The sequence below is a fragment of the Variovorax sp. YR634 genome, assembly GCF_900106655.1.
Classification (GTDB): Bacteria; Pseudomonadota; Gammaproteobacteria; order Burkholderiales; family Burkholderiaceae_C; genus Variovorax.
Window position 1 is genome coordinate 276,910 of record NZ_FNOL01000003.1, and the last position, 16,511, is coordinate 293,420.

At 66.4% G+C, this 16,511-nt stretch carries 17 protein-coding genes; 5 read left to right on the top strand and 12 right to left on the bottom strand.

Features of this window, described 5'->3' with window-relative positions:
- Nucleotides 1-51: 51 nt before the first annotated feature.
- Both BLV60_RS07970 and phbB read right to left on the bottom strand, forming a co-directional pair.
- Nucleotides 52-1,395 carry a dicarboxylate/amino acid:cation symporter gene (locus tag BLV60_RS07970; protein ID WP_093052603.1) on the bottom strand — a complete coding sequence of 448 codons (1,344 nt, stop codon included), beginning with the start codon at nt 1,393-1,395 and terminating at the stop codon, nt 52-54.
- A gap of 126 nt (nt 1,396-1,521) precedes the next feature.
- On the bottom strand, nt 1,522-2,259 hold the full coding sequence (gene phbB, locus BLV60_RS07975; RefSeq protein ID WP_093052606.1) for an acetoacetyl-CoA reductase: 738 nt from the start codon (nt 2,257-2,259) through the stop codon (nt 1,522-1,524).
- A gap of 204 nt (nt 2,260-2,463) precedes the next feature.
- On the opposite strand from phbB, the gene BLV60_RS07980 reads away from it, so the two are divergent.
- Both BLV60_RS07980 and BLV60_RS07985 read left to right on the top strand, forming a co-directional pair.
- Entirely contained in the window at nt 2,464-3,111 is a 648-nt protein-coding gene (locus BLV60_RS07980) for a DJ-1/PfpI family protein (RefSeq protein WP_093053191.1), read from the top strand.
- Complete coding sequence (locus BLV60_RS07985; RefSeq protein ID WP_093052609.1) at nt 3,108-3,629, top strand: CinA family protein; 522 nt, start codon at nt 3,108-3,110, stop codon at nt 3,627-3,629. The genes BLV60_RS07980 and BLV60_RS07985 overlap by 4 nt, the downstream gene beginning before the upstream one ends.
- A 4-nt stretch (nt 3,630-3,633) precedes the next feature.
- Here the strand turns inward: BLV60_RS07985 and BLV60_RS07990 are convergent, their stop codons facing one another.
- From BLV60_RS07990 to BLV60_RS08010, 5 genes are read right to left on the bottom strand one after another with little or no spacing between them, the layout of a single operon-like run.
- Complete coding sequence (locus BLV60_RS07990; protein ID WP_093052612.1) at nt 3,634-4,641, bottom strand: tripartite tricarboxylate transporter substrate-binding protein; 1,008 nt, start codon at nt 4,639-4,641, stop codon at nt 3,634-3,636.
- 31 nt (nt 4,642-4,672) lie between these two features.
- Nucleotides 4,673-5,527: an HpcH/HpaI aldolase/citrate lyase family protein gene (locus BLV60_RS07995; RefSeq protein ID WP_093052615.1), complete on the bottom strand. Its 855-nt coding sequence runs from the start codon at nt 5,525-5,527 to the stop codon at nt 4,673-4,675.
- A complete protein-coding gene (locus BLV60_RS08000; protein WP_093052618.1) occupies nt 5,524-6,705 on the bottom strand; it encodes a CaiB/BaiF CoA transferase family protein in 1,182 nt (393 codons plus the stop codon). The genes BLV60_RS07995 and BLV60_RS08000 overlap by 4 nt, the downstream gene beginning before the upstream one ends.
- A 15-nt stretch (nt 6,706-6,720) precedes the next feature.
- Nucleotides 6,721-7,617: an HTD2 family dehydratase gene (locus BLV60_RS08005; RefSeq protein ID WP_093053194.1), complete on the bottom strand. Its 897-nt coding sequence runs from the start codon at nt 7,615-7,617 to the stop codon at nt 6,721-6,723.
- 12 nt (nt 7,618-7,629) lie between these two features.
- Nucleotides 7,630-8,613, bottom strand: coding sequence for a tripartite tricarboxylate transporter substrate binding protein (locus BLV60_RS08010; RefSeq protein ID WP_093052621.1), 984 nt, complete (start codon nt 8,611-8,613; stop codon nt 7,630-7,632).
- Between the two features lie 113 nt (nt 8,614-8,726).
- Between BLV60_RS08010 and BLV60_RS08015 the strand changes: the two genes are divergently transcribed.
- Nucleotides 8,727-9,638 carry a LysR family transcriptional regulator gene (locus tag BLV60_RS08015; protein WP_093052624.1) on the top strand — a complete coding sequence of 304 codons (912 nt, stop codon included), beginning with the start codon at nt 8,727-8,729 and terminating at the stop codon, nt 9,636-9,638.
- Nucleotides 9,639-10,087: 449 nt separating this feature from the next.
- Here BLV60_RS08015 and BLV60_RS08020 read toward each other — a convergent pair whose 3' ends face one another.
- Together BLV60_RS08020 and yghU are read right to left on the bottom strand one after the other, a co-directional pair.
- Nucleotides 10,088-10,678, bottom strand: coding sequence for an NADPH-dependent FMN reductase (locus BLV60_RS08020; protein WP_093052627.1), 591 nt, complete (start codon nt 10,676-10,678; stop codon nt 10,088-10,090).
- Between the two features lie 17 nt (nt 10,679-10,695).
- Entirely contained in the window at nt 10,696-11,574 is an 879-nt protein-coding gene (gene yghU / locus BLV60_RS08025) for a glutathione-dependent disulfide-bond oxidoreductase (protein WP_093052630.1), read from the bottom strand.
- Between the two features lie 28 nt (nt 11,575-11,602).
- Between yghU and BLV60_RS08030 the strand changes: the two genes are divergently transcribed.
- The gene (locus tag BLV60_RS08030) at nt 11,603-12,241 is read left to right on the top strand and encodes a glutathione S-transferase family protein (protein ID WP_093052633.1); all 639 of its coding nucleotides are present in this window, start codon (nt 11,603-11,605) and stop codon (nt 12,239-12,241) included.
- A gap of 148 nt (nt 12,242-12,389) precedes the next feature.
- Here BLV60_RS08030 and BLV60_RS08035 read toward each other — a convergent pair whose 3' ends face one another.
- Together BLV60_RS08035 and phaC are read right to left on the bottom strand one after the other, a co-directional pair.
- Nucleotides 12,390-13,568 carry an acetyl-CoA C-acetyltransferase gene (locus BLV60_RS08035; RefSeq protein WP_093052636.1) on the bottom strand — a complete coding sequence of 393 codons (1,179 nt, stop codon included), beginning with the start codon at nt 13,566-13,568 and terminating at the stop codon, nt 12,390-12,392.
- Nucleotides 13,569-13,617: 49 nt separating this feature from the next.
- Nucleotides 13,618-15,381: a class I poly(R)-hydroxyalkanoic acid synthase gene (gene phaC, locus BLV60_RS08040; protein WP_093053196.1), complete on the bottom strand. Its 1,764-nt coding sequence runs from the start codon at nt 15,379-15,381 to the stop codon at nt 13,618-13,620.
- Nucleotides 15,382-15,494: 113 nt separating this feature from the next.
- Between phaC and BLV60_RS08045 the strand changes: the two genes are divergently transcribed.
- Complete coding sequence (locus BLV60_RS08045) at nt 15,495-15,818, top strand: hypothetical protein (protein WP_093052639.1); 324 nt, start codon at nt 15,495-15,497, stop codon at nt 15,816-15,818.
- Here the strand turns inward: BLV60_RS08045 and pgeF are convergent.
- A complete protein-coding gene (gene pgeF, locus BLV60_RS08050; protein ID WP_093052642.1) occupies nt 15,750-16,508 on the bottom strand; it encodes a peptidoglycan editing factor PgeF in 759 nt (252 codons plus the stop codon). The two genes, BLV60_RS08045 and pgeF, sit on opposite strands and share 69 nt — an antisense overlap.
- Between the last annotated feature and the right edge of the window lie 3 nt (nt 16,509-16,511).

The window sequence follows — 16,511 nt, forward strand, 5'->3', positions numbered from 1 at the left end:
TTTTATTTCACACGGCCATCTTGTCCGGGGCCCGGCTGTCGTGCCGAGAGATCAGCCGGCCATCTTGCTGGTGCGAGCGGCATCCAACGTCTCAGGCTCTTGCGCCTCTACCCAAGTCTCGTTGTTGAGCCCCGCCTGCAGCCGCGTCTCGTCAAGCTCGTTGGTCCACTTGGCAACCACGATGGTGGCGACGCCATTGCCGATCAGGTTGGTGAGCGCGCGCGCCTCCGACATGAAGCGGTCGATGCCCAGGATGAGCGCGAGCCCCGCCACCGGCACGTGGCCCACCGCCGACAGCGTGGCCGCCAGCACGATGAAGCCGCTGCCGGTGACGCCCGCCGCACCCTTCGACGTGAGCAGCAGCACGGCCAGCAGCGTGATCTCCTGCGTGAGCGTCATCGGCGTGTTGGTCGCCTGGGCGATGAACACCGCCGCCATCGTCAGGTAGATCGAGGTGCCGTCGAGGTTGAACGAATAGCCCGTGGGAATCACGAGGCCCACGCAGGTCTTGTTCGCGCCCAGGTTCTCCATCTTCTCCATCATGCGCGGCAGCACCGACTCGCTCGACGAGGTGCCCAGCACGATCAGCAGTTCTTCCTTGATGTACTTGATGAACTTCCAGATGCTGAAGCCGTGGAACCTTGCAATGAGCCCCAGCACCACGAAGATGAACAGCAGGCAGGTCAGGTAGAACGTGCCCATCAGCTTGCCGAGCGAGAACAGGCTGCCCAGGCCGTACTTGCCGATGGTGAATGCCATCGCGCCGAAGGCACCGATGGGTGCCAGCTTCATGATGTAGTTGACGATGCCGAAGAGCACGTGCGAGCCCTTCTCGATCACGTCGAACACCAGCGTGCCGCGGCCGCCGAAGCGGTGCAGCGCAAAGCCGAACAGCACAGCGATCAGCAGCACCTGCAGGATCTCGCCCTTGGCGAACGCGTCGACGAGCGTGTTGGGGATGATGTTCAGGATGAAGTCGACCGTGCCGGTCATCTTGCCGGGACCGGTGTAGGAGGCGATCGACTTGGTGTCGAGAGTGGCCGGGTCGACGTTCATGCCCGCACCGGGCTTGAGCACGTTGACCAGCACCAGCCCGACGATGAGCGCGATGCTGCTGACGACCTCGAAGTACAGCAGCGCCAGGCCGCCGGTCTTGCCGACCTTCTTCATGTCTTCCATGCCGGCGATGCCCACCACCACCGTGCAGAAGATGATCGGCGCGATGATCATCTTGATCAGCTTGATGAAGCCGTCGCCCAGCGGCTTCATCGCCTCGCCGGCCGCGGGATAGAAGTGGCCGAGCAGCACGCCGATGATCACCGCGGTGATCACCTGCACGTAGAGCGAACGGTAGAGCGGGAGCTTTCTGGCGGGTGTGCTTGTTGTGTTTTCCATTTTTGCCTCCGGAGGGTTGGACACTGTAGGACGCGTGTTGGCGGCTTTCTATCCGTGGAACCCGCATCGATCAAATGAAAAAACCCGCCGAAGCGGGTTTTGTCGATCAGGTGCAAGTCAGCATGCTTAATGCATGTGCAGGCCGCCGTTGACCGAGAAGTCGGCCCCGGTGCTGTAGCCGCCTTCGTCGGTGGCGAGCCACGCGATGATCGAGGCGATTTCGCTCGGCTCGCCCAGGCGCTTGACCGGGATGGTGGCCACGATCTTGTCGAGCACTTCCTGGCGGATGGCCTTGACCATGTCGGTGCCGATGTAGCCCGGGCTCACGGTGTTGACCGTCACGCCCTTGTTGGCCAGTTCCTGCGCCAGCGCCATGGTGAAGCCGTGCATGCCGGCCTTGGCCGCCGAGTAGTTGGTCTGGCCCGCCTGGCCCTTGGCGCCATTGACCGAGCTGATGTTGATGATGCGGCCCCAGCCCTTTTCGACCATGTCGCCCACCACCTGCTTGGTGACGTTGAACATGCTGTTGAGGTTGGTCTCGATCACCGCGCTCCAGTCTTCGGGCGTCATCTTCAGGAACATGCGGTCCCGCGTGATGCCGGCGTTGTTGACCAGCACATCGATGGCGCCATGCGCTGCCTTGGCGGCAGAGAAGGCCTCGACGGTGGATTGCCAGTCGCCGACATTGCCGACCGACGCGTGGAACTCGAAGCCTTCGGCTTTCTGTTCGGCCAGCCACTTGGCGTAGTCGCGCGTGGGGCCGCAACCGGCGATCACGGTGAACCCGTCCTTGTGCAGACGCTGGCAGATGGCTGTTCCGATGCCACCCATGCCCCCGGTGACATATGCAACTTTCTTGCTCATAAGATTTCCTTTGTGTACGTAGCAAAAGCCTGAACGGCCGCCTTCACTCTAGCGAGTTTCAAGCCTGCGTCCTCTGAGGAAAACACTGAGCCAAGCTTGCAACCAGCTGTCACGAAGAGCGGCCTTCGTGCCCAGCCTCTATCCTCGCACTGTCTGTTCTTGTGCAAGCCCGTGCAAGCGGCAACACCCAAGGAGTTCGAAAGTATGAATTTCGGGATCATCGTCTTCCCCGACGTCGAGGAACTCGACTTCGTCGGCCCCTGGGAAATGCTCACCATGTGGAGCAAGCTGGCCGCCGGTCCCGAGCACTGCCTGATCGTGGCCGAAAAGCGCGAACCGGTGGTCTGCGCCAAGGGCCTGTCCATCAACCCGCACGCGTCCTTTGCCGATTGCCCGCCTCTCGACTGCCTGCTCGTGCCCGGCGGCATGGGCACGCGCCGCGAGGTCGACAACCCCGCCATGACGCGCTTCCTGGCCGACCAGGCACCGGGCTGCCAGACGCTGATGTCGGTGTGCACCGGCGCTTTCGTGCTGCACGCGGCCGGGCTGCTCTCGGGCAAGACCGCGACCACGCACTGGGGATCGCTGGACCGCCTGCGCGCACTGGGCGACGTGAAGGTGGTCGAGCAGCGCTTCGTGCGTGACGGCAACGTCTGGACATCGGCCGGGGTATCGGCCGGTACCGACCTGATGCTGGCCTTCATCGCCCATACCGCGGGCGAGGAAGCCGCAGCCCGGGTGCAGCTGCAGGCCGAGTACTACCCGGCGGACACGATCTACGGAGACACGGCGAGCCATGAGCGCGCGCCGGCGTACGTGAAACGGCCCGGCTCCCGTTTCCAGGCGCCATGACCGCACCCGCCCTGCCCGAACCGCTACCGGTGCTCGCCGCGCGTATCGGCGAAACACTGCGCGCACGGGGCCAGACGGTCTCTGTCGTCGAATCTTCCGCAGGCGGCCTCGTGTCGGCTGCGCTGCTCGCCATTCCGGGCGCATCGGCCTACTTCCGCGGCGGCGCCGTCGTCTATTCGCGGCGCGCCGGCCGGGCGCTGCTGGGCCTGACCGCGGAAGACATGACCGGCATGCGCGGCGAAACCGAGCCCTACGCCCTGCTCGTCGCCGGCCGGATGCGCGACACCCACCACACCACCTGGGGCATCGCCGAAAGCGGCGCGGCCGGCCCGTCAGGCAGCCCGTACGGCGATGCGCCGGGGCACGTGTGCATCGCCGTGGTCGGCGCGGTCACGGTGAGCCGCACCATCGAGGCCGGCGACAGCGACCGGCCGGCGAACATGGACGTGTTCGCGCGGCACCTGCTCGCTCTGTTCGACGAGACGCTGCGGGCTCAGCCGGAGCCGCCGCCCGCCTGAACAATCAATCCGCCTGCACGCCCGCGGCGCGGATCACCTTGCCCCACTTCGCAGCCTCTGCCGTGAGGTGCGTGCGCAGGCTTTCCGGCGTCTGCTTGTCCAGCGGCACGATTTCCGAGCTGAGTTCGGCAAGCCGGTGCTTGACCATGTCGTCCTGCAGCGCGGCGCGCAAGGCAACGTTGAGCTTCTCGATCACGGCGGGCGGCGTGCCCTTGGGCGCATACATGCCGTGCCACACCCGCACGTCGAAGCCCTTGAGGCCCTGCTCGTCCAGCGTCGGGATGTTGGGCATGCTCGACAGGCGCTGCGGCGTGGTCACGCCGAACACCTTCACGCGGTTGCCGTCCTTGATGACCGGCGCGGTCTGCGTGGTCTGGTCGCACAGCAGGTCGACCTGCCCGCCCATGAGATCGTTGAGCGCCGGGCCGGCGCCCTTGTACGGCACCGTCGTCAGCTGCACGCCGATCTGGTTCATGAACAGCAGGCCGCACAGCTGCGACACCGCGCCCACACCCGCATTGGCCAGCGTGACCTTGTCCTTGTTGGCCTTCACGTAGGCCAGCAGTTCCTGGTAGTTGTTGGCCGGGAAGTCCTTGCGCGACAGCAGCGTCATCGGCACGTCCAGCACCTGGCCGATGTACTCGAAGTCTTTCAGCGGGTCGTAGTTGAGCTTCTTGTAGAGCGCGGGCGCGGTGGCCATGCCCATGTGATGAATGAGGATGGTGTAGCCGTTGGGCGCCGCCCTGGCCACCCGCGTGGGCGCGATGGTGCCGCCCGCGCCCACGGTGTTCTCGACGATCACGGTCTGGCCCAGCGACTTGCCCATGGGAATGGCCAGCATGCGCGCCACCACGTCGGTCGGGCCGCCGGCGGAGTACGGCACGACCATGGTGATGGGCTTGTCGGGCCACGCGGCTTGCGCGATGGCGGGTGATTGCAGGGCGAACAGGCAGGCGCCGGCCGAGGCCGCGAGCAGGGTCTTGAATTTCCAGGTCGTCTTTGTTGCTGTCACTTCTTTGTCTCCTATGGTTATGGGTGTTCTGTCAGGGCGCCGGCTGGTCTTCGAGCGCCAGCAGGCGTTCGGCCAGGCGCACCACGGGCGCGTCGACCATCCGCCCGTCGAGGCTGACCACGCCGCCGCCCGATGCTCGAATGGCGTCGACCACGCGACGGGCCCACGCCAGTTCATCAGCGCTGGGGCCCAGCGCGGCATGCACCGGCGCAACCTGATCGGGGTGAATGCACAGCTTGGCGCCGAAGCCGCCGCGCCGGGCGCGTGCGGTGTCGGCGGCCAGCCGCTGGGCGTCGCGCCAGTCGGGCGTCACGCCGTCGATGGGCGCGGGAAGGTTGGCGCGGCGCGAGGCGAGCAGCAATGCGAGGCGCACTGGCACCAGCTCGGCTTCGTCCGCGTCGCAGGCCAAGCCGATATCGGCCTGGAAATCGAGATTGCCGAACGCGAGCCGCAGCACCTGCAGGCCAGCCGCGATTTCATCGACTGCCGCCAGGCCCGCGGCCGATTCGATCAGCGGCACCAGCACGCCCTGCGGACCGACGGCCCCGGCCAACCGGGACAGGTCGGCCGCTCGCTCCGCCTTGGGCAGCACGACGCCCGCAATCAGGCCTTGTGCCACCAGCGCGCCGACTTGCGCGCAGTCATCGTCATGCCACGGTGTGCCGGCGGCATTGACGCGCACCAGCAGGCGTTGCCGGTCGGCGACGGGCAGCGCGGCGAACGAGGTGGCGAGCGCCTCGCGCGCCGCCGCCTTGCGCTCGGGCGCCACCGCATCCTCCAGATCGACGATCACGCCGCCCGCCCCGGTGGCCAGCGCGCGCGCATGGCGCTCGGGCCGGTCGGCAGGCACGAAGAGAAAGGCGCGTGCCAGGGCGAGCGCGCTCACACCGCCCTCGCCTCGCGCAGCGCCGCAATGTCCGCCTCGCTGCGCCCGAGGCCGCGCAGGATCGCCTCGGTGTGCTCACCGACCGCCGGAATCGGGTCCATGCGGTAGTCGAACGCACTCTGCCGACCAGCCGGCAGCAAGGCCGGAATCTCGCCCGCCGGCGAACCCACCTGCCGCCAGCGCTCGCGCGCCTGCAACTGCGGATGCGCCCACAGGCCGGCCATGTCGTTCATTCGGGCGTTGGCGATCTGCGCCGTGTCGAGCCGCTCCAGCACCTGTGCCGTGCTCAGCGCGCCGAAGGTCCCGACGATGATCGTGCGCAGGGCCTCGCGGTTTTCATTGCGCCGTGCGTTGCTGTCGAAGCGGGCGTCGGTCGCAAGCCCTGCCTGCAGCAGCACCTTCTCGCAGAAGGTGCGCCACTCGCGCTCGTTCTGCAGGCCCAGCATCACGGTGCCGCCATCGCCGGCGGGGAACGGCCCGTAGGGATAAATGGTCGCGTGCGAAGCGGCGCTGCGCGGCGGCGGCGGCGCGCCTTCGTAGGCGTAGTACATCGGGTAGCCCATCCACTCCGCGAGCGATTCGAGCATCGACACATCGATGTGCGAGCCCTTGCCGGTCTTGCCGCGCTGGAGCAGCGCCGCGAGGATGCCGGTGTATGCGTACATGCCCGCCGCAATGTCTGCGATGGAATTGCCCGACTTGCACGGATCGTCCGGCGTGCCCGTGACCGACAGAAAGCCCGCCTCGCTCTGGATCAGCAGGTCGTAGGCCTTCTTGTCGCGGTACGGTCCGTCTTCGCCGTAGCCCGAGATGTCGCAGACGATGAGCCGCGGGTGCTTCGCCTGCAGCACCTGCGCGCCGAGCCCCATGCGCGCGGCGGCGCCGGGCGCGAGGTTCTGCACCAGCACGTCGGCATCGGCCACCAGCTCCTGCAGCACGGCGAGCGCGGCGGGTTGCTTCAGGTCCAGCGTGAGGCTTTCCTTCGAGCGGTTCACCCACACGAAGTGCGAGGCCTCGCCGTGCACGCGGGCGTCGTAGGCCCGCGCGAAGTCGCCCACCTCGGGGCGCTCCACCTTGATGACGCGCGCGCCGAGGTCGGCCAGCTGGCGGGTGCAGAACGGCGCGGCAATCGCGTGCTCGAGCGAGATGACGGTGATGCCGTCCAGGGGTCTTGTCATGTGTCGGTTCTCCCCTCAGGCCAGCACGGCCGTGGCCTGCATCGTGAGCCAGCCGTCGGCGTCTTCGCCCCAAAGGCTGAATGTCTTTCCGTCGGCACCGGGCTTGCCGTGCACGCGGAACGGCGCGATGTCAAAAGTCGGGCGCACCGCGCGGAACTCGAAGCGCGCGAGCTGCGCGCCCGGCACGTTGCGGCGCAGCAGGTCGACCAGCAGCGTCGCTATCAGCGGGCCGTGCACGATCAGGCCCGGATAGCCCTCGACCTGCGTCACGTAGCGGCGGTCGTAGTGGATGCGGTGACCGTTGAAGGTGAGCGCCGAATAGCGGAACAGCAGCACGTCGTCGGGCACGATGTCGCGGCTGAAGGCGGCGTCCTTCGGCGCGGGCGTGGGTGGCGGGCCCGCTTCACCAGGCTGCGCGGCGGCGCGGTAGACGATGTCGTGCTCCTCGGTCAGCGCAAGGCCGCGCTCGTTGCGCACCTCGTGGCGCACGAGCACGAAGACCAGTTCGCCGGTGCGGCCCGCCTTGTGCGTGACCGATGCGATGGTCGAGGTGCGCTCGATCCTGTCGCCGACCTGCAGCGGGTTGCCGGGCTCCCAGTTGAGCCGCCCCCCGGCCCACATGCGGCGCGGCAGCGGCACGGGCGGCAGGAAGCCGCCTCGCCTAGCGTGGCCGTCTTCGCCGATCTCGGACTGGCGGTGGTGCGGCAGGAAGTAGAGCCAATGCCACAGCTCGGGCAGGCGCGTGCCGCCTTCGGGCAGGGCATCGTCGCGATCGAGCGTGGCGGAGAGCGCGCGCACGGGCGCGGCGGTGATGTCGTCGGCCAGCGTCTCGCTGCGGCCTTGCCAGGCTTGCAGCTTCGCCAGTGCTTCGCTGTCGATCACGGAGGGTGTCGTGGGAGTTTCGTTGGGCATGTCTTGCTTCATTCAGTCGACTGCGGCACCGGAGGCCTTGACGATGCGCGCCCACTTGGCGAGGTCGTCCTGCAGCAGTTTCGAAAATTGATCGGGCGTGGTGGGCGCTGCAATTTCGACGCCCTGCTGGTCGAGCTTGTCGCGCAGGTCCTTCGAGGCCAGCGCCTTGCGCGTGGCGTCCTGCAATGTCGCCAGCACATCGGCCGGCACACCCGCGGGCGCAAACAGGCCGATCCACAGCGTGCCGTTGTAGCCGGGCACCTCCTCGGCGATGGTGGGCACGTCGGGCAGCACGGCCGAGCGCTTGTCGCCGCTCACGGCCAACGCACGCAGCTTGCCGGCCTTGATGTGCGAAAGAGCCGAAGGCAGGCTCGCGAACACGATCGGCAATTGCCCGCCCAGCACGTCGTTGAGCGCCGGCGCCACACCCTTGTACGGCACGTGCTGCAGCGAGATGCCCGCCATGCTGTTGAGCATTTCGCCCAGCAGGTGGTTGAGCGTGCCGTTGCCGGCCGAGGCGTACTGGTAGTTGGCGCCCTTCTGCCGCGCGAGCTTCAGGAACTCGGCGAAGTTCTTCGCCGGGAACGTGGGGTTGACCAGCAGCACATTGGGCACCGCGCCGATGAGGCCGACGGGCTTGAAGTCTTTCACCGGGTCGAAGCCCGGGTTCTTGTACAGCGCCGGGTTGATGGCCTGGCTGCTGCTGATGGTCATGAGCAGCGTGTACCCGTCCTTCGGCCCCTTGGCCACCAGCTGCGTGCCGATGTTGCCGCCCGCGCCGGGACGGTTGTCGACCACCACGCTGGCGTTGTTCATTACTTCGCCGAGCTTCTGGCCCACGAAGCGACCGACGATGTCGTTGGTGCCGCCGACGGCTTGCGGCACCACCAGCGTGACGGGGCGCGAGGGATAAGCCTCGGCGCGTGCCGGGCCGGCCTGGACCAGTGCCGCGGCGGCGGCTGCGAACGCCAGCAATGCGAAGGCGCGAAATCTCATGATGTGTTGTGTCTCCATGGCCGCATGGTCGTTCGCCCTCCCCCTGCGCGCAATCTGCGATTTCGGAACCCAGCCTTCTGGAATTCCGAAGGCTTGGGGCCTAACATCGCTCGATGCTTTTCGACCTCACCGACCTGCGGCTGTTCGTGGCCACGGCCGAACTCGGCAACCTCACGCGGGCCGCCGAGCGCCAGCACCTGTCGCTGGCCGCCGCGAGCGCGCGCATCAAGGCGCTGGAAACGCAAGCCGGCCTGCAGTTGCTGCAGCGCGAGGCCCGCGGCGTACGGCTGCTGCCGCCGGGCGAAGCCTTTCTGCACCACGCCCGCCTCGTGCTGCATCAAACGGAGCAACTGCGCGACGATTTGCTCGAATACGGCGGCGGCCTGCGCGGCCACCTGCGCGTGTTCGCCAACACCACGGCGGTGACCGACTTCCTGCCCGAGATCCTGCCGGGCTTCCTGGCGCACAACCCGCGCATCAACGTCGACCTTCAGGAAAAACCGAATGCTCAGATCCCGCGCGGCGTGCTCGACGGCCGCGCCGACATCGGCATCGTCGCCGGCCGCGTCGACACGCTGGGGCTGGAGGCCATCCACTTCAGCACCGACCGGCTGGTGCTCGTCACCTCGCGCAAGCACCGCTTCGCCAAGCGCCGGAAGATTTCATTCGCCGAGACGCTCGATGAAGACGCCATCGGCATGCAGCAGGGCAGCACGCTGCAGACCTTCCTGGCGCAGATCACCGACAACCTCGGCAAGCGGCAGAAGCTGCGCATCCAGCTCGGCAGCTTCGACGCCATGTGCCGGATGATCGGCAGCGGCGTGGGCATCGGCGTGGTGCCGGAATCGGCTGCGCGGCGCAACCAGGAAAGCATGCAGCTCGCGCTGATCGACCTCAGCGATGCGTGGTGCGTGCGGGAGCGGTATCTGCTGGTGCGAGACCGGGCGGCACTGCCGATTTATGCGCAGGCGCTGGTCGAAACCTTGTGCCGGCACTACGCCGGGCAACTGGCCGAAGAGAACTGAGCGCGGTGCCCAAAAACATCGACTTGCATGCGTTTGCTGAACAAGTCGATCCAGTCCCCATTTTCCGTGGACAACTTTGGGGGTAACTCATGAGGAGCCTTGTAAAACAGATTTAAGTCATTGTTTTACAAGGGTATTCCTTAGTTTGCTCAAAAATTGAGCGGTGAACAACCTTGGCGGGCAAAACAGCCCTCACGGGCCCGAAAGTGGCTGCGAAGAGAACTTTTTCGCGATTTCCGGCGGGCAGAAAACGTCATTGAATCAGTAACTTGCACGCGATTGCGAAAAGTCTGATGTCGTCCCCATTTTCTGTGCACAACTTTGGGGGTAACTCATGCGGAGCCTTGTAAAAGGCATGCAAGCTGTTGTTTTATAATGAGATTCCACACTTTGCCCAAAAAAACAGCGGTGAACAAGCTGCGCCGCCCAGCCCGCCGCGGGCGTGCAGCTCAGTACGGCGGCGCCTTGCGCGCCCGCTGCGCCCGCGCGGCTTCGGTCCACCACGCCAGGTCGTCCGCAAACCGGCCGAACGAGCGCTCCAGCGATTCGCCCGCAGGCCCCGTCGGCTTGCCTGCTGCATCCAGCGTCTGCGAGATCGGCCCGACCGCGAGCGTGCTCGACACCACGACCATGCCCATCTCCGACAGGATCGAATGCCACACCGTGCCCGAGCGCACGCCGGAGAAGCGCCCTGCCGAATAGCTGGCAACGGCCGCGGGCCGCCAGAACCACTCTTCGAGGAAGTGGTCGGTCAGGTTCTTCAAGCCGGGTTGCGGGCCCCAGTTGTATTCGCCGGTGACGAAGACGAAGGCGTCTGCCGTGCGGATCTTTTCGGCCAGGGCTTCCATGGCCGCAGGCGCGGAGCCCTTCGGATATTCCTTGTACATGCGGTCGAGCATGGGCAGGTCGACAGCCTTCGCGTCGATCAGCTCCGCATCGTCGCCACGTGCACGGAGCCCGGCGACGATGTAGTCCGCCAGGCGCACGCCCATGCGATCAGAGCGGTACGAGCCGTAGAAGACCAGGATCTTGTCGCTCATCGTTGTTGCTCCTGCGCTCAGGTCGGCGTTTCGAGCTTGTCCTGGGTGCGGGTCTCGAAGTCGCTGGCGTCGTGGCGCTCGTGCAGCTGGCTGTTCGGCTGGCCCCATGCGCGATTGACCATGCGGCCGCGCTGCACTGCCGGACGCTTCGCGATTTCATCGGCCCAGCGCAGCACGTTCTTGTACTCGCTCACCTGCAGGAACTCGCCCGATTCGTAGAGCTGCCCCTTGGCGAGCGCGCCGTACCAGGGCCAGACAGCCATGTCGGCGATGGTGTAGTCGTTGCCCGCCAGGTAGCGGCTCTCGGCCAGCCGGCGGTCGAGCACGTCGAGCTGGCGCTTGGTCTCCATGGCGAAGCGGTCGATCGCGTATTCGATCTTCGTGGGCGCGTAGGCATAGAAGTGACCGAAGCCGCCGCCGAGGTATGGCGCGCTGCCCATCTGCCAGAACAGCCACGACAGGCATTCGGCGCGGGCCGCGCGCTCGGTCGGCAGGAAGGCGCCGCCGAACTTCTCGGCCAGGTACTGCAGGATCGCACCCGACTCGAACACGCGAATGGGCGTGTCGCCGCTGCGGTCCATCAGCGCGGGAATCTTGGAGTTCGGGTTCACCGCCACGAAGCCGCTGCCGAACTGGTCGCCATCGCTGATGCGGATCAGCCAGGCGTCGTATTCAGCGCCGGTATGGCCCAGCGCCAGCAGTTCTTCCAGCATCACCGTGACCTTCACGCCGTTGGGCGTGGCCAGCGAATAGAGTTGCAGCGGATGCTTCCCCACCGGCAAGTCCTTCTCATGCGTGGCACCCGCGATCGGGCGATTGATGTTCGCGAAGCGGCCGCCGCTTTCCTTGTTCCAGGACCAGACGGTGGGCGGCGTGTAGGCTGTCGTGCCATTCATGCGATGAGTTCCAGGAGTTGGACGGACGATGATCATTCTCTACGACTGCGCTACCGCACCCAGCCCGCGGCGCGCGCGCATCCTGCTTGCCGAGAAGGGCATTGCCCATGAGACCGTGCAGGTAGACCTCGCCCGTGGTGAGCAAATGGGCGATGCCTACCGCGCGATCAACCCGCAATGCACCGTGCCGGCACTACGCACCGATGACGATGACGGTCTGCTGCTGACCGACAACGCCGCCATCGCTGCCTGGCTGGAGGCCCGCTACCCGCAGCCGCCGCTGATGGGCAGCACGCCAAAGGAAAAAGCCGAGATCGCCAGCTGGAACTGGCGCATCGAATTCGAAGGCCTGCTGGCCATTGCCGAAACACTGCGCAACGGCTCGCCAGCCATGGCCGATCGGGCGCTGCCCGGGCCGGTGAACTACGCCCAGATTCCCGAGCTCGCGCAGCGCGGGCTGGCGCGCGTGCATCAGTTCTTCGAGACCCTGAACGAGCGGCTGGTCGGCCGCGATTTCATCGCCGCCGACCAGTTCAGCATTGCCGACATCACCGCCGTGGTGGCGGTGGACTTTGCCCGCGTGGTGCGGGTCAAGCCCGGGGAACAGCACCCCGAGTTGCTGCGCTGGCGCGCGGCGATGGCGCGGCGGCCGTCGATGTCGCGCTGAGCGACGGGCCGTGGGCCCGTCGGCAGAGAAGGTGTGAAGAAACCGTCGCGAGCGCCCCGAGGTCGCGTCGAGGACCGGAGCCGTATCCAGATACGGTGAGGACCGCAGATGCGAGATCGGGGTGCGCAGCAGGTTTATTCGCGCCTTCTCAGCGCTCGATGGTCAGCGCAACGCCCATGCCGCCGCCGATGCACAGCGAGGCAATGCCCTTCTTGGCGTTCTGGCGCTGCATTTCGTGCAGCAGCGTCACCAGGATGCGGCAGCCCGACGCGCCGATCGGGTGGCCAATGGCGATGGCGCCGCCGTTGACGTTCACCTTGTTCACGTCCCAGCCCATTTCGCGGTTCACGGCGCAAGCCTGTGCTGCGAAGGCTTCGTTGATCTCGAGCAGGTCGAGGTCGGCGGCCTTCCAGCCGGCGCGCTGCAGCGCCTTGGTCGATGCGGGCACCGGGCCCATGCCCATGATGGCGGGGTCGAGGCCGGCGGTGGCGTAGCTGGCGATGCGACCCAGCGGCTTCAGGCCGAGGGCGGCGGCCTTCTTGGCCGTCATCACCATCACGGCTGCTGCGCCGTCGTTCAGGCCCGAGGCATTGCCCGCCGTCACGCCGCCGGCCTTGTCGAAGGCGGGGCGCAGGCCGGCCAGGCCTTCGGCGCTGGTCTTGCGGTTGATGAACTCGTCCTGGTTGAAGACGATGGGGTCGCCCTTCTTCTGCGGAATGCTCACGCCGACGATTTCGTCCTTGAACTTGCCGGCGTCCTGCGCGGCGGCGGCCTTGGTCTGGCTGCCGAGTGCCAGTTCGTCTTGAGCCGCACGGTCGATGCCGAACTTCTTGGCCACGTTCTCGGCGGTGATGCCCATGTGGTACTGGTTGTAGACGTCCCACAGGCCGTCCACGATCATGGTGTCGACCAGCTTCCAGTCGCCCATGCGCTGGCCGTTGCGCGAGTTGGGCAGCACGTGCGGCGCGGCGCTCATGTTTTCCTGGCCGCCGGCAATGACGATTTCGCTGTCGCCCGTGGCCACGGCCTGCGCCGCCAGCATCACGGCCTTCAGGCCCGAGCCGCACACGGCGTTGATGGTGAGCGCCGGGGTTTCCTTGGCGCCGCCGCTCTTGAGCCATGCCTGGCGCGCGGGGTTCTGGCCCGCGCCGGCCGCAAGCACCTGGCCCATGATGGCCTCGCCGACCTGCTCGGCCGTGAGGTTGGCGCGTGCAATCACTTCCTTGATCACGATCGCACCCAGCTCCGTGGCCGAGATGCCGGCGAGCGAGCCGCCGAACTTGCCGACCGCCGTGCGTGCTGCCGAAACGATGACGATGTCTTCCATGAGGTTCTCCGTTGAAGTGATTTGAAATCGAGGTGTAGCGAAGCGAAGGTCAGGCGCGAGCCTTGACGTAGCGTCCCGGCGCCGGTTCGATGGCTTTGTAAGCCTTGCCGTTGCCGTACGCCTTGGGCGCGGGGACCTGTTTGCCCGCGTGCCCCTTGAGCCATTGTGCCCAGTCGGTCCACCAGCTGCCGGGATGCTCCTGCGCGCCGACAAGCCATTCGGCCTGCGTCTTCGGGAACTTGCCGTCGTCGCGGATCCAATGGCTGCGCTTGTTCTTGACCGGCGGGTTGATCACGCCGGCGATGTGGCCCGACGCGCCCATGACGAAGCGCTTCTTGCCCGGCAGCAGTTGCGTGGAGGCATACGCGCCGCCAATGGGCACGATGTGGTCCTCGCGCGAGCCGTAGATGTAGGCCGGAATGTCGATGTTGCCCAGGTCGATCTTCTCGCCACATACGGTGAGTGCATTCGGCTTGGCGAGCTTGTTCTCGTGGTACGTGTTGCGCAGGTACCAGGCGTAGAACGGACCCGGCAGATTGGTGGCGTCGCTGTTCCAGTACAGCAGGTCGAAGGGCGGCGGGGTCTCGCCCTTGAGGTAGTTGCCGACCACGTAGTTCCACACGAGATCGTTGGGACGCAGGAAGCTGAAAGTCGAGGCCAGGTCGCCGCCCGGAAGCAGGCCACCCTTGCCGAGCTGCATTTCGCGGTACGCCACCATCGTCTCGTCCACGAAGATGTCGAGGATGCCGGTGTCGCTGAAATCGAGGAAGGTGGTCAGCAGCGTGACCGACGCGGCCGGCTTCTCGCCGCGCGCTGCGAGCACCGCGAGCGCTGTGCTCAGGATGGTGCCGCCCACGCAGAAGCCGAGCGTGTTGATCTGCTTGCTGCCGCTGATCTCCTGCACCGTGTGGATCGCCTTGATGGCGGCGTTCTCGATGTAGTCGTCCCAGGTGGCCTTGTCCATCGACTCATCAGGGTTGCGCCAGCTCACCACGAACACGCGATGGCCCTGGTCGTTCGCATAGCGGATCAGCGAGTTCTCCGGCTGCAGGTCGAGGATGTAGAACTTGTTGATGCACGGCGGCACCAGCAGGAACGGCCGCTCGTACACCTTGGGCGTGAGCGGCTTGTATTCGAGCAGCTGGAAGAACTCGTTCTCGAACACCACGGCGCCTTCGGTGGTGGCCACGTTGCGCCCCACTTCGAAGGCGCTCTCGTCGGTCATGCTGAGGTGGCCCTGCTTCACGTCGTGCAGCAGGTTCTGGATGCCCTTTGCAATGCTCTCGCCCTGCGTGTCGATGGCCTTCTTCTGCGCTTCGGCATTGAAGGCCAGCGAGTTGCTGGGCGCCGAGGCGGCCATCCATTGCTCGACTGCGAAGCGCATGCGCGCCTTGGTCTTTTCGTCGGCGTCGATGGCCTCTGCCATGCCGAGCATGGTGCGGCCGTTGAGCAGGTAGACGGCCGCCGAGAAGGCCGACAGCGGGTTGTTGCCCCAGGCATCGCCGGCAAAGCGCTTGTCGCCTTCAGGCTTGGCGGCGAAGCCCTGGCGCCAGAGTTCTGTGGCTTCCGCCAGGTACTGCTGCTGGATGGACTGGAGTTTTTCGGGGTCGATGGAGAACTTGGGCAGCTCGGGCATCTTTGCGCCCTGCGGCAATTGCCATAGCGGCGTCCCGCCGACGTTGAAGGCCGAAGCCCCCGGTACGGTGCCCTGTGCGACGGACTGCTGGAACGACTCCAGCGCCTTGCTCCATCCCTCAGAAAGTGCCTGCTGAAAGGGCGCGAACGCATCGGCCCCCGTGGCTTGTTGCTTCATCATGTCTCCTGGTCCTCGCCTGAAACGATACGGATGGCTTGCGTGTTTTGAGTATCCTGCATTCACAAGGCACTCACAACGCCGCCCTCTTTGCTTACCAACTGAAACTTCTCGTGTTTATCCATCTGATCGTCATCGGTTGGTTGTATGTCGCCGTGATGATGGCGGTGGCCGAGGCCACCAACACCAACGGCACGGTGCTGGGCGCCATCTTCACATTTCTTTTGTACGGATTGGCGCCGGTGGCACTGGTGGTTTACCTGATGGGCACGCCTGCGCGGCGTCGCGCGATCAAACAGCGCGAGATCGAAGCGCAGGAAGCCGCCCGGCGTGCCGCGGCCGAAGAGGCCGCATCGCAAGGCGCGGGCTCAGACCTTCCAGACCAGGGCAGCGAAGCGGCCGCTGACGCCGTCGCGCCGGTGCGAAAAGAACCGTGACGGGTTGCCGACGGTGCACCAGCCGTCGCTGCCGTCATTGCCGTGAACGGCTTCGATGCCCACCGCGCGCAGCCGCTGGCGTGCCAATGCGGGCAGGTCGGCCAGCCATTTGCCGGTCGCCGGCGCAGGCCTGAAGCAGGATGCCGCTTCGGGCGCATGCGCTTCGAAGACTGCCTTGACCTCCGGGCCGACCTCGAACGCCTTGGGGCCGATGCATGGCCCCAGCCAGGCAATGACCCGGGCCGCGCCATCCGCCTTGAAAGCCTTGGCGGTCTGTTCGAGCACCCCGCCCGCAAGCCCGCGCCACCCGGCGTGCGCAGCCGCCACGCGGTGGCCCGCTTCGTCGGTGAAGAGCACGGGCAGGCAGTCGGCCACCATGATCGTGCAGGCCAGACCGGTCGCCGTAGCCGTGCAGGCATCGGCAGCAGTACCGTCGCGTACCACGTCCTGTGCGGCATCGAGTGCCACGACGCCAGTGCCGTGCACCTGCTGCAGGAATACGGGGCGCGCGCCGATGGCCATGCGCAAACGGTTCCGGTTCTCTGCCACGAGCGCGAGTTCATCGCCCACGTGATCACCGAGATTCAGGCTCTCGTAGCGCCCCCGCGAAACCCCGCCGTCGCGCGTGGTGCACACGGCCCGCACGTTCGGCGGCGCAGGCCAGTCGGGCACGAGCCAGCGCTCGTTCATGAG

Coding starts and splice junctions, on each gene's coding strand:
- BLV60_RS07985 (WP_093052609.1), top strand. CDS start 3,108: ATGACCGCACCCGCCCTGCCCGAACCGCTACCGGTGCTCGCCGCGCGT.
- BLV60_RS08010 (WP_093052621.1), bottom strand. CDS start 8,613: ATGAGATTTCGCGCCTTCGCATTGCTGGCGTTCGCAGCCGCCGCCGCG.
- pgeF (WP_093052642.1), bottom strand. CDS start 16,508: ATGAACGAGCGCTGGCTCGTGCCCGACTGGCCTGCGCCGCCGAACGTG.
- BLV60_RS08035 (WP_093052636.1), bottom strand. CDS start 13,568: ATGGAAGACATCGTCATCGTTTCGGCAGCACGCACGGCGGTCGGCAAG.
- BLV60_RS08030 (WP_093052633.1), top strand. CDS start 11,603: ATGATCATTCTCTACGACTGCGCTACCGCACCCAGCCCGCGGCGCGCG.
- BLV60_RS08020 (WP_093052627.1), bottom strand. CDS start 10,678: ATGAGCGACAAGATCCTGGTCTTCTACGGCTCGTACCGCTCTGATCGC.
- phbB (WP_093052606.1), bottom strand. CDS start 2,259: ATGAGCAAGAAAGTTGCATATGTCACCGGGGGCATGGGTGGCATCGGA.
- BLV60_RS07970 (WP_093052603.1), bottom strand. CDS start 1,395: ATGGAAAACACAACAAGCACACCCGCCAGAAAGCTCCCGCTCTACCGT.
- phaC (WP_093053196.1), bottom strand. CDS start 15,381: ATGAAGCAACAAGCCACGGGGGCCGATGCGTTCGCGCCCTTTCAGCAG.
- yghU (WP_093052630.1), bottom strand. CDS start 11,574: ATGAATGGCACGACAGCCTACACGCCGCCCACCGTCTGGTCCTGGAAC.
- BLV60_RS08000 (WP_093052618.1), bottom strand. CDS start 6,705: ATGACAAGACCCCTGGACGGCATCACCGTCATCTCGCTCGAGCACGCG.
- BLV60_RS08005 (WP_093053194.1), bottom strand. CDS start 7,617: ATGCCCAACGAAACTCCCACGACACCCTCCGTGATCGACAGCGAAGCA.
- BLV60_RS08015 (WP_093052624.1), top strand. CDS start 8,727: ATGCTTTTCGACCTCACCGACCTGCGGCTGTTCGTGGCCACGGCCGAA.
- BLV60_RS07980 (WP_093053191.1), top strand. CDS start 2,464: ATGAATTTCGGGATCATCGTCTTCCCCGACGTCGAGGAACTCGACTTC.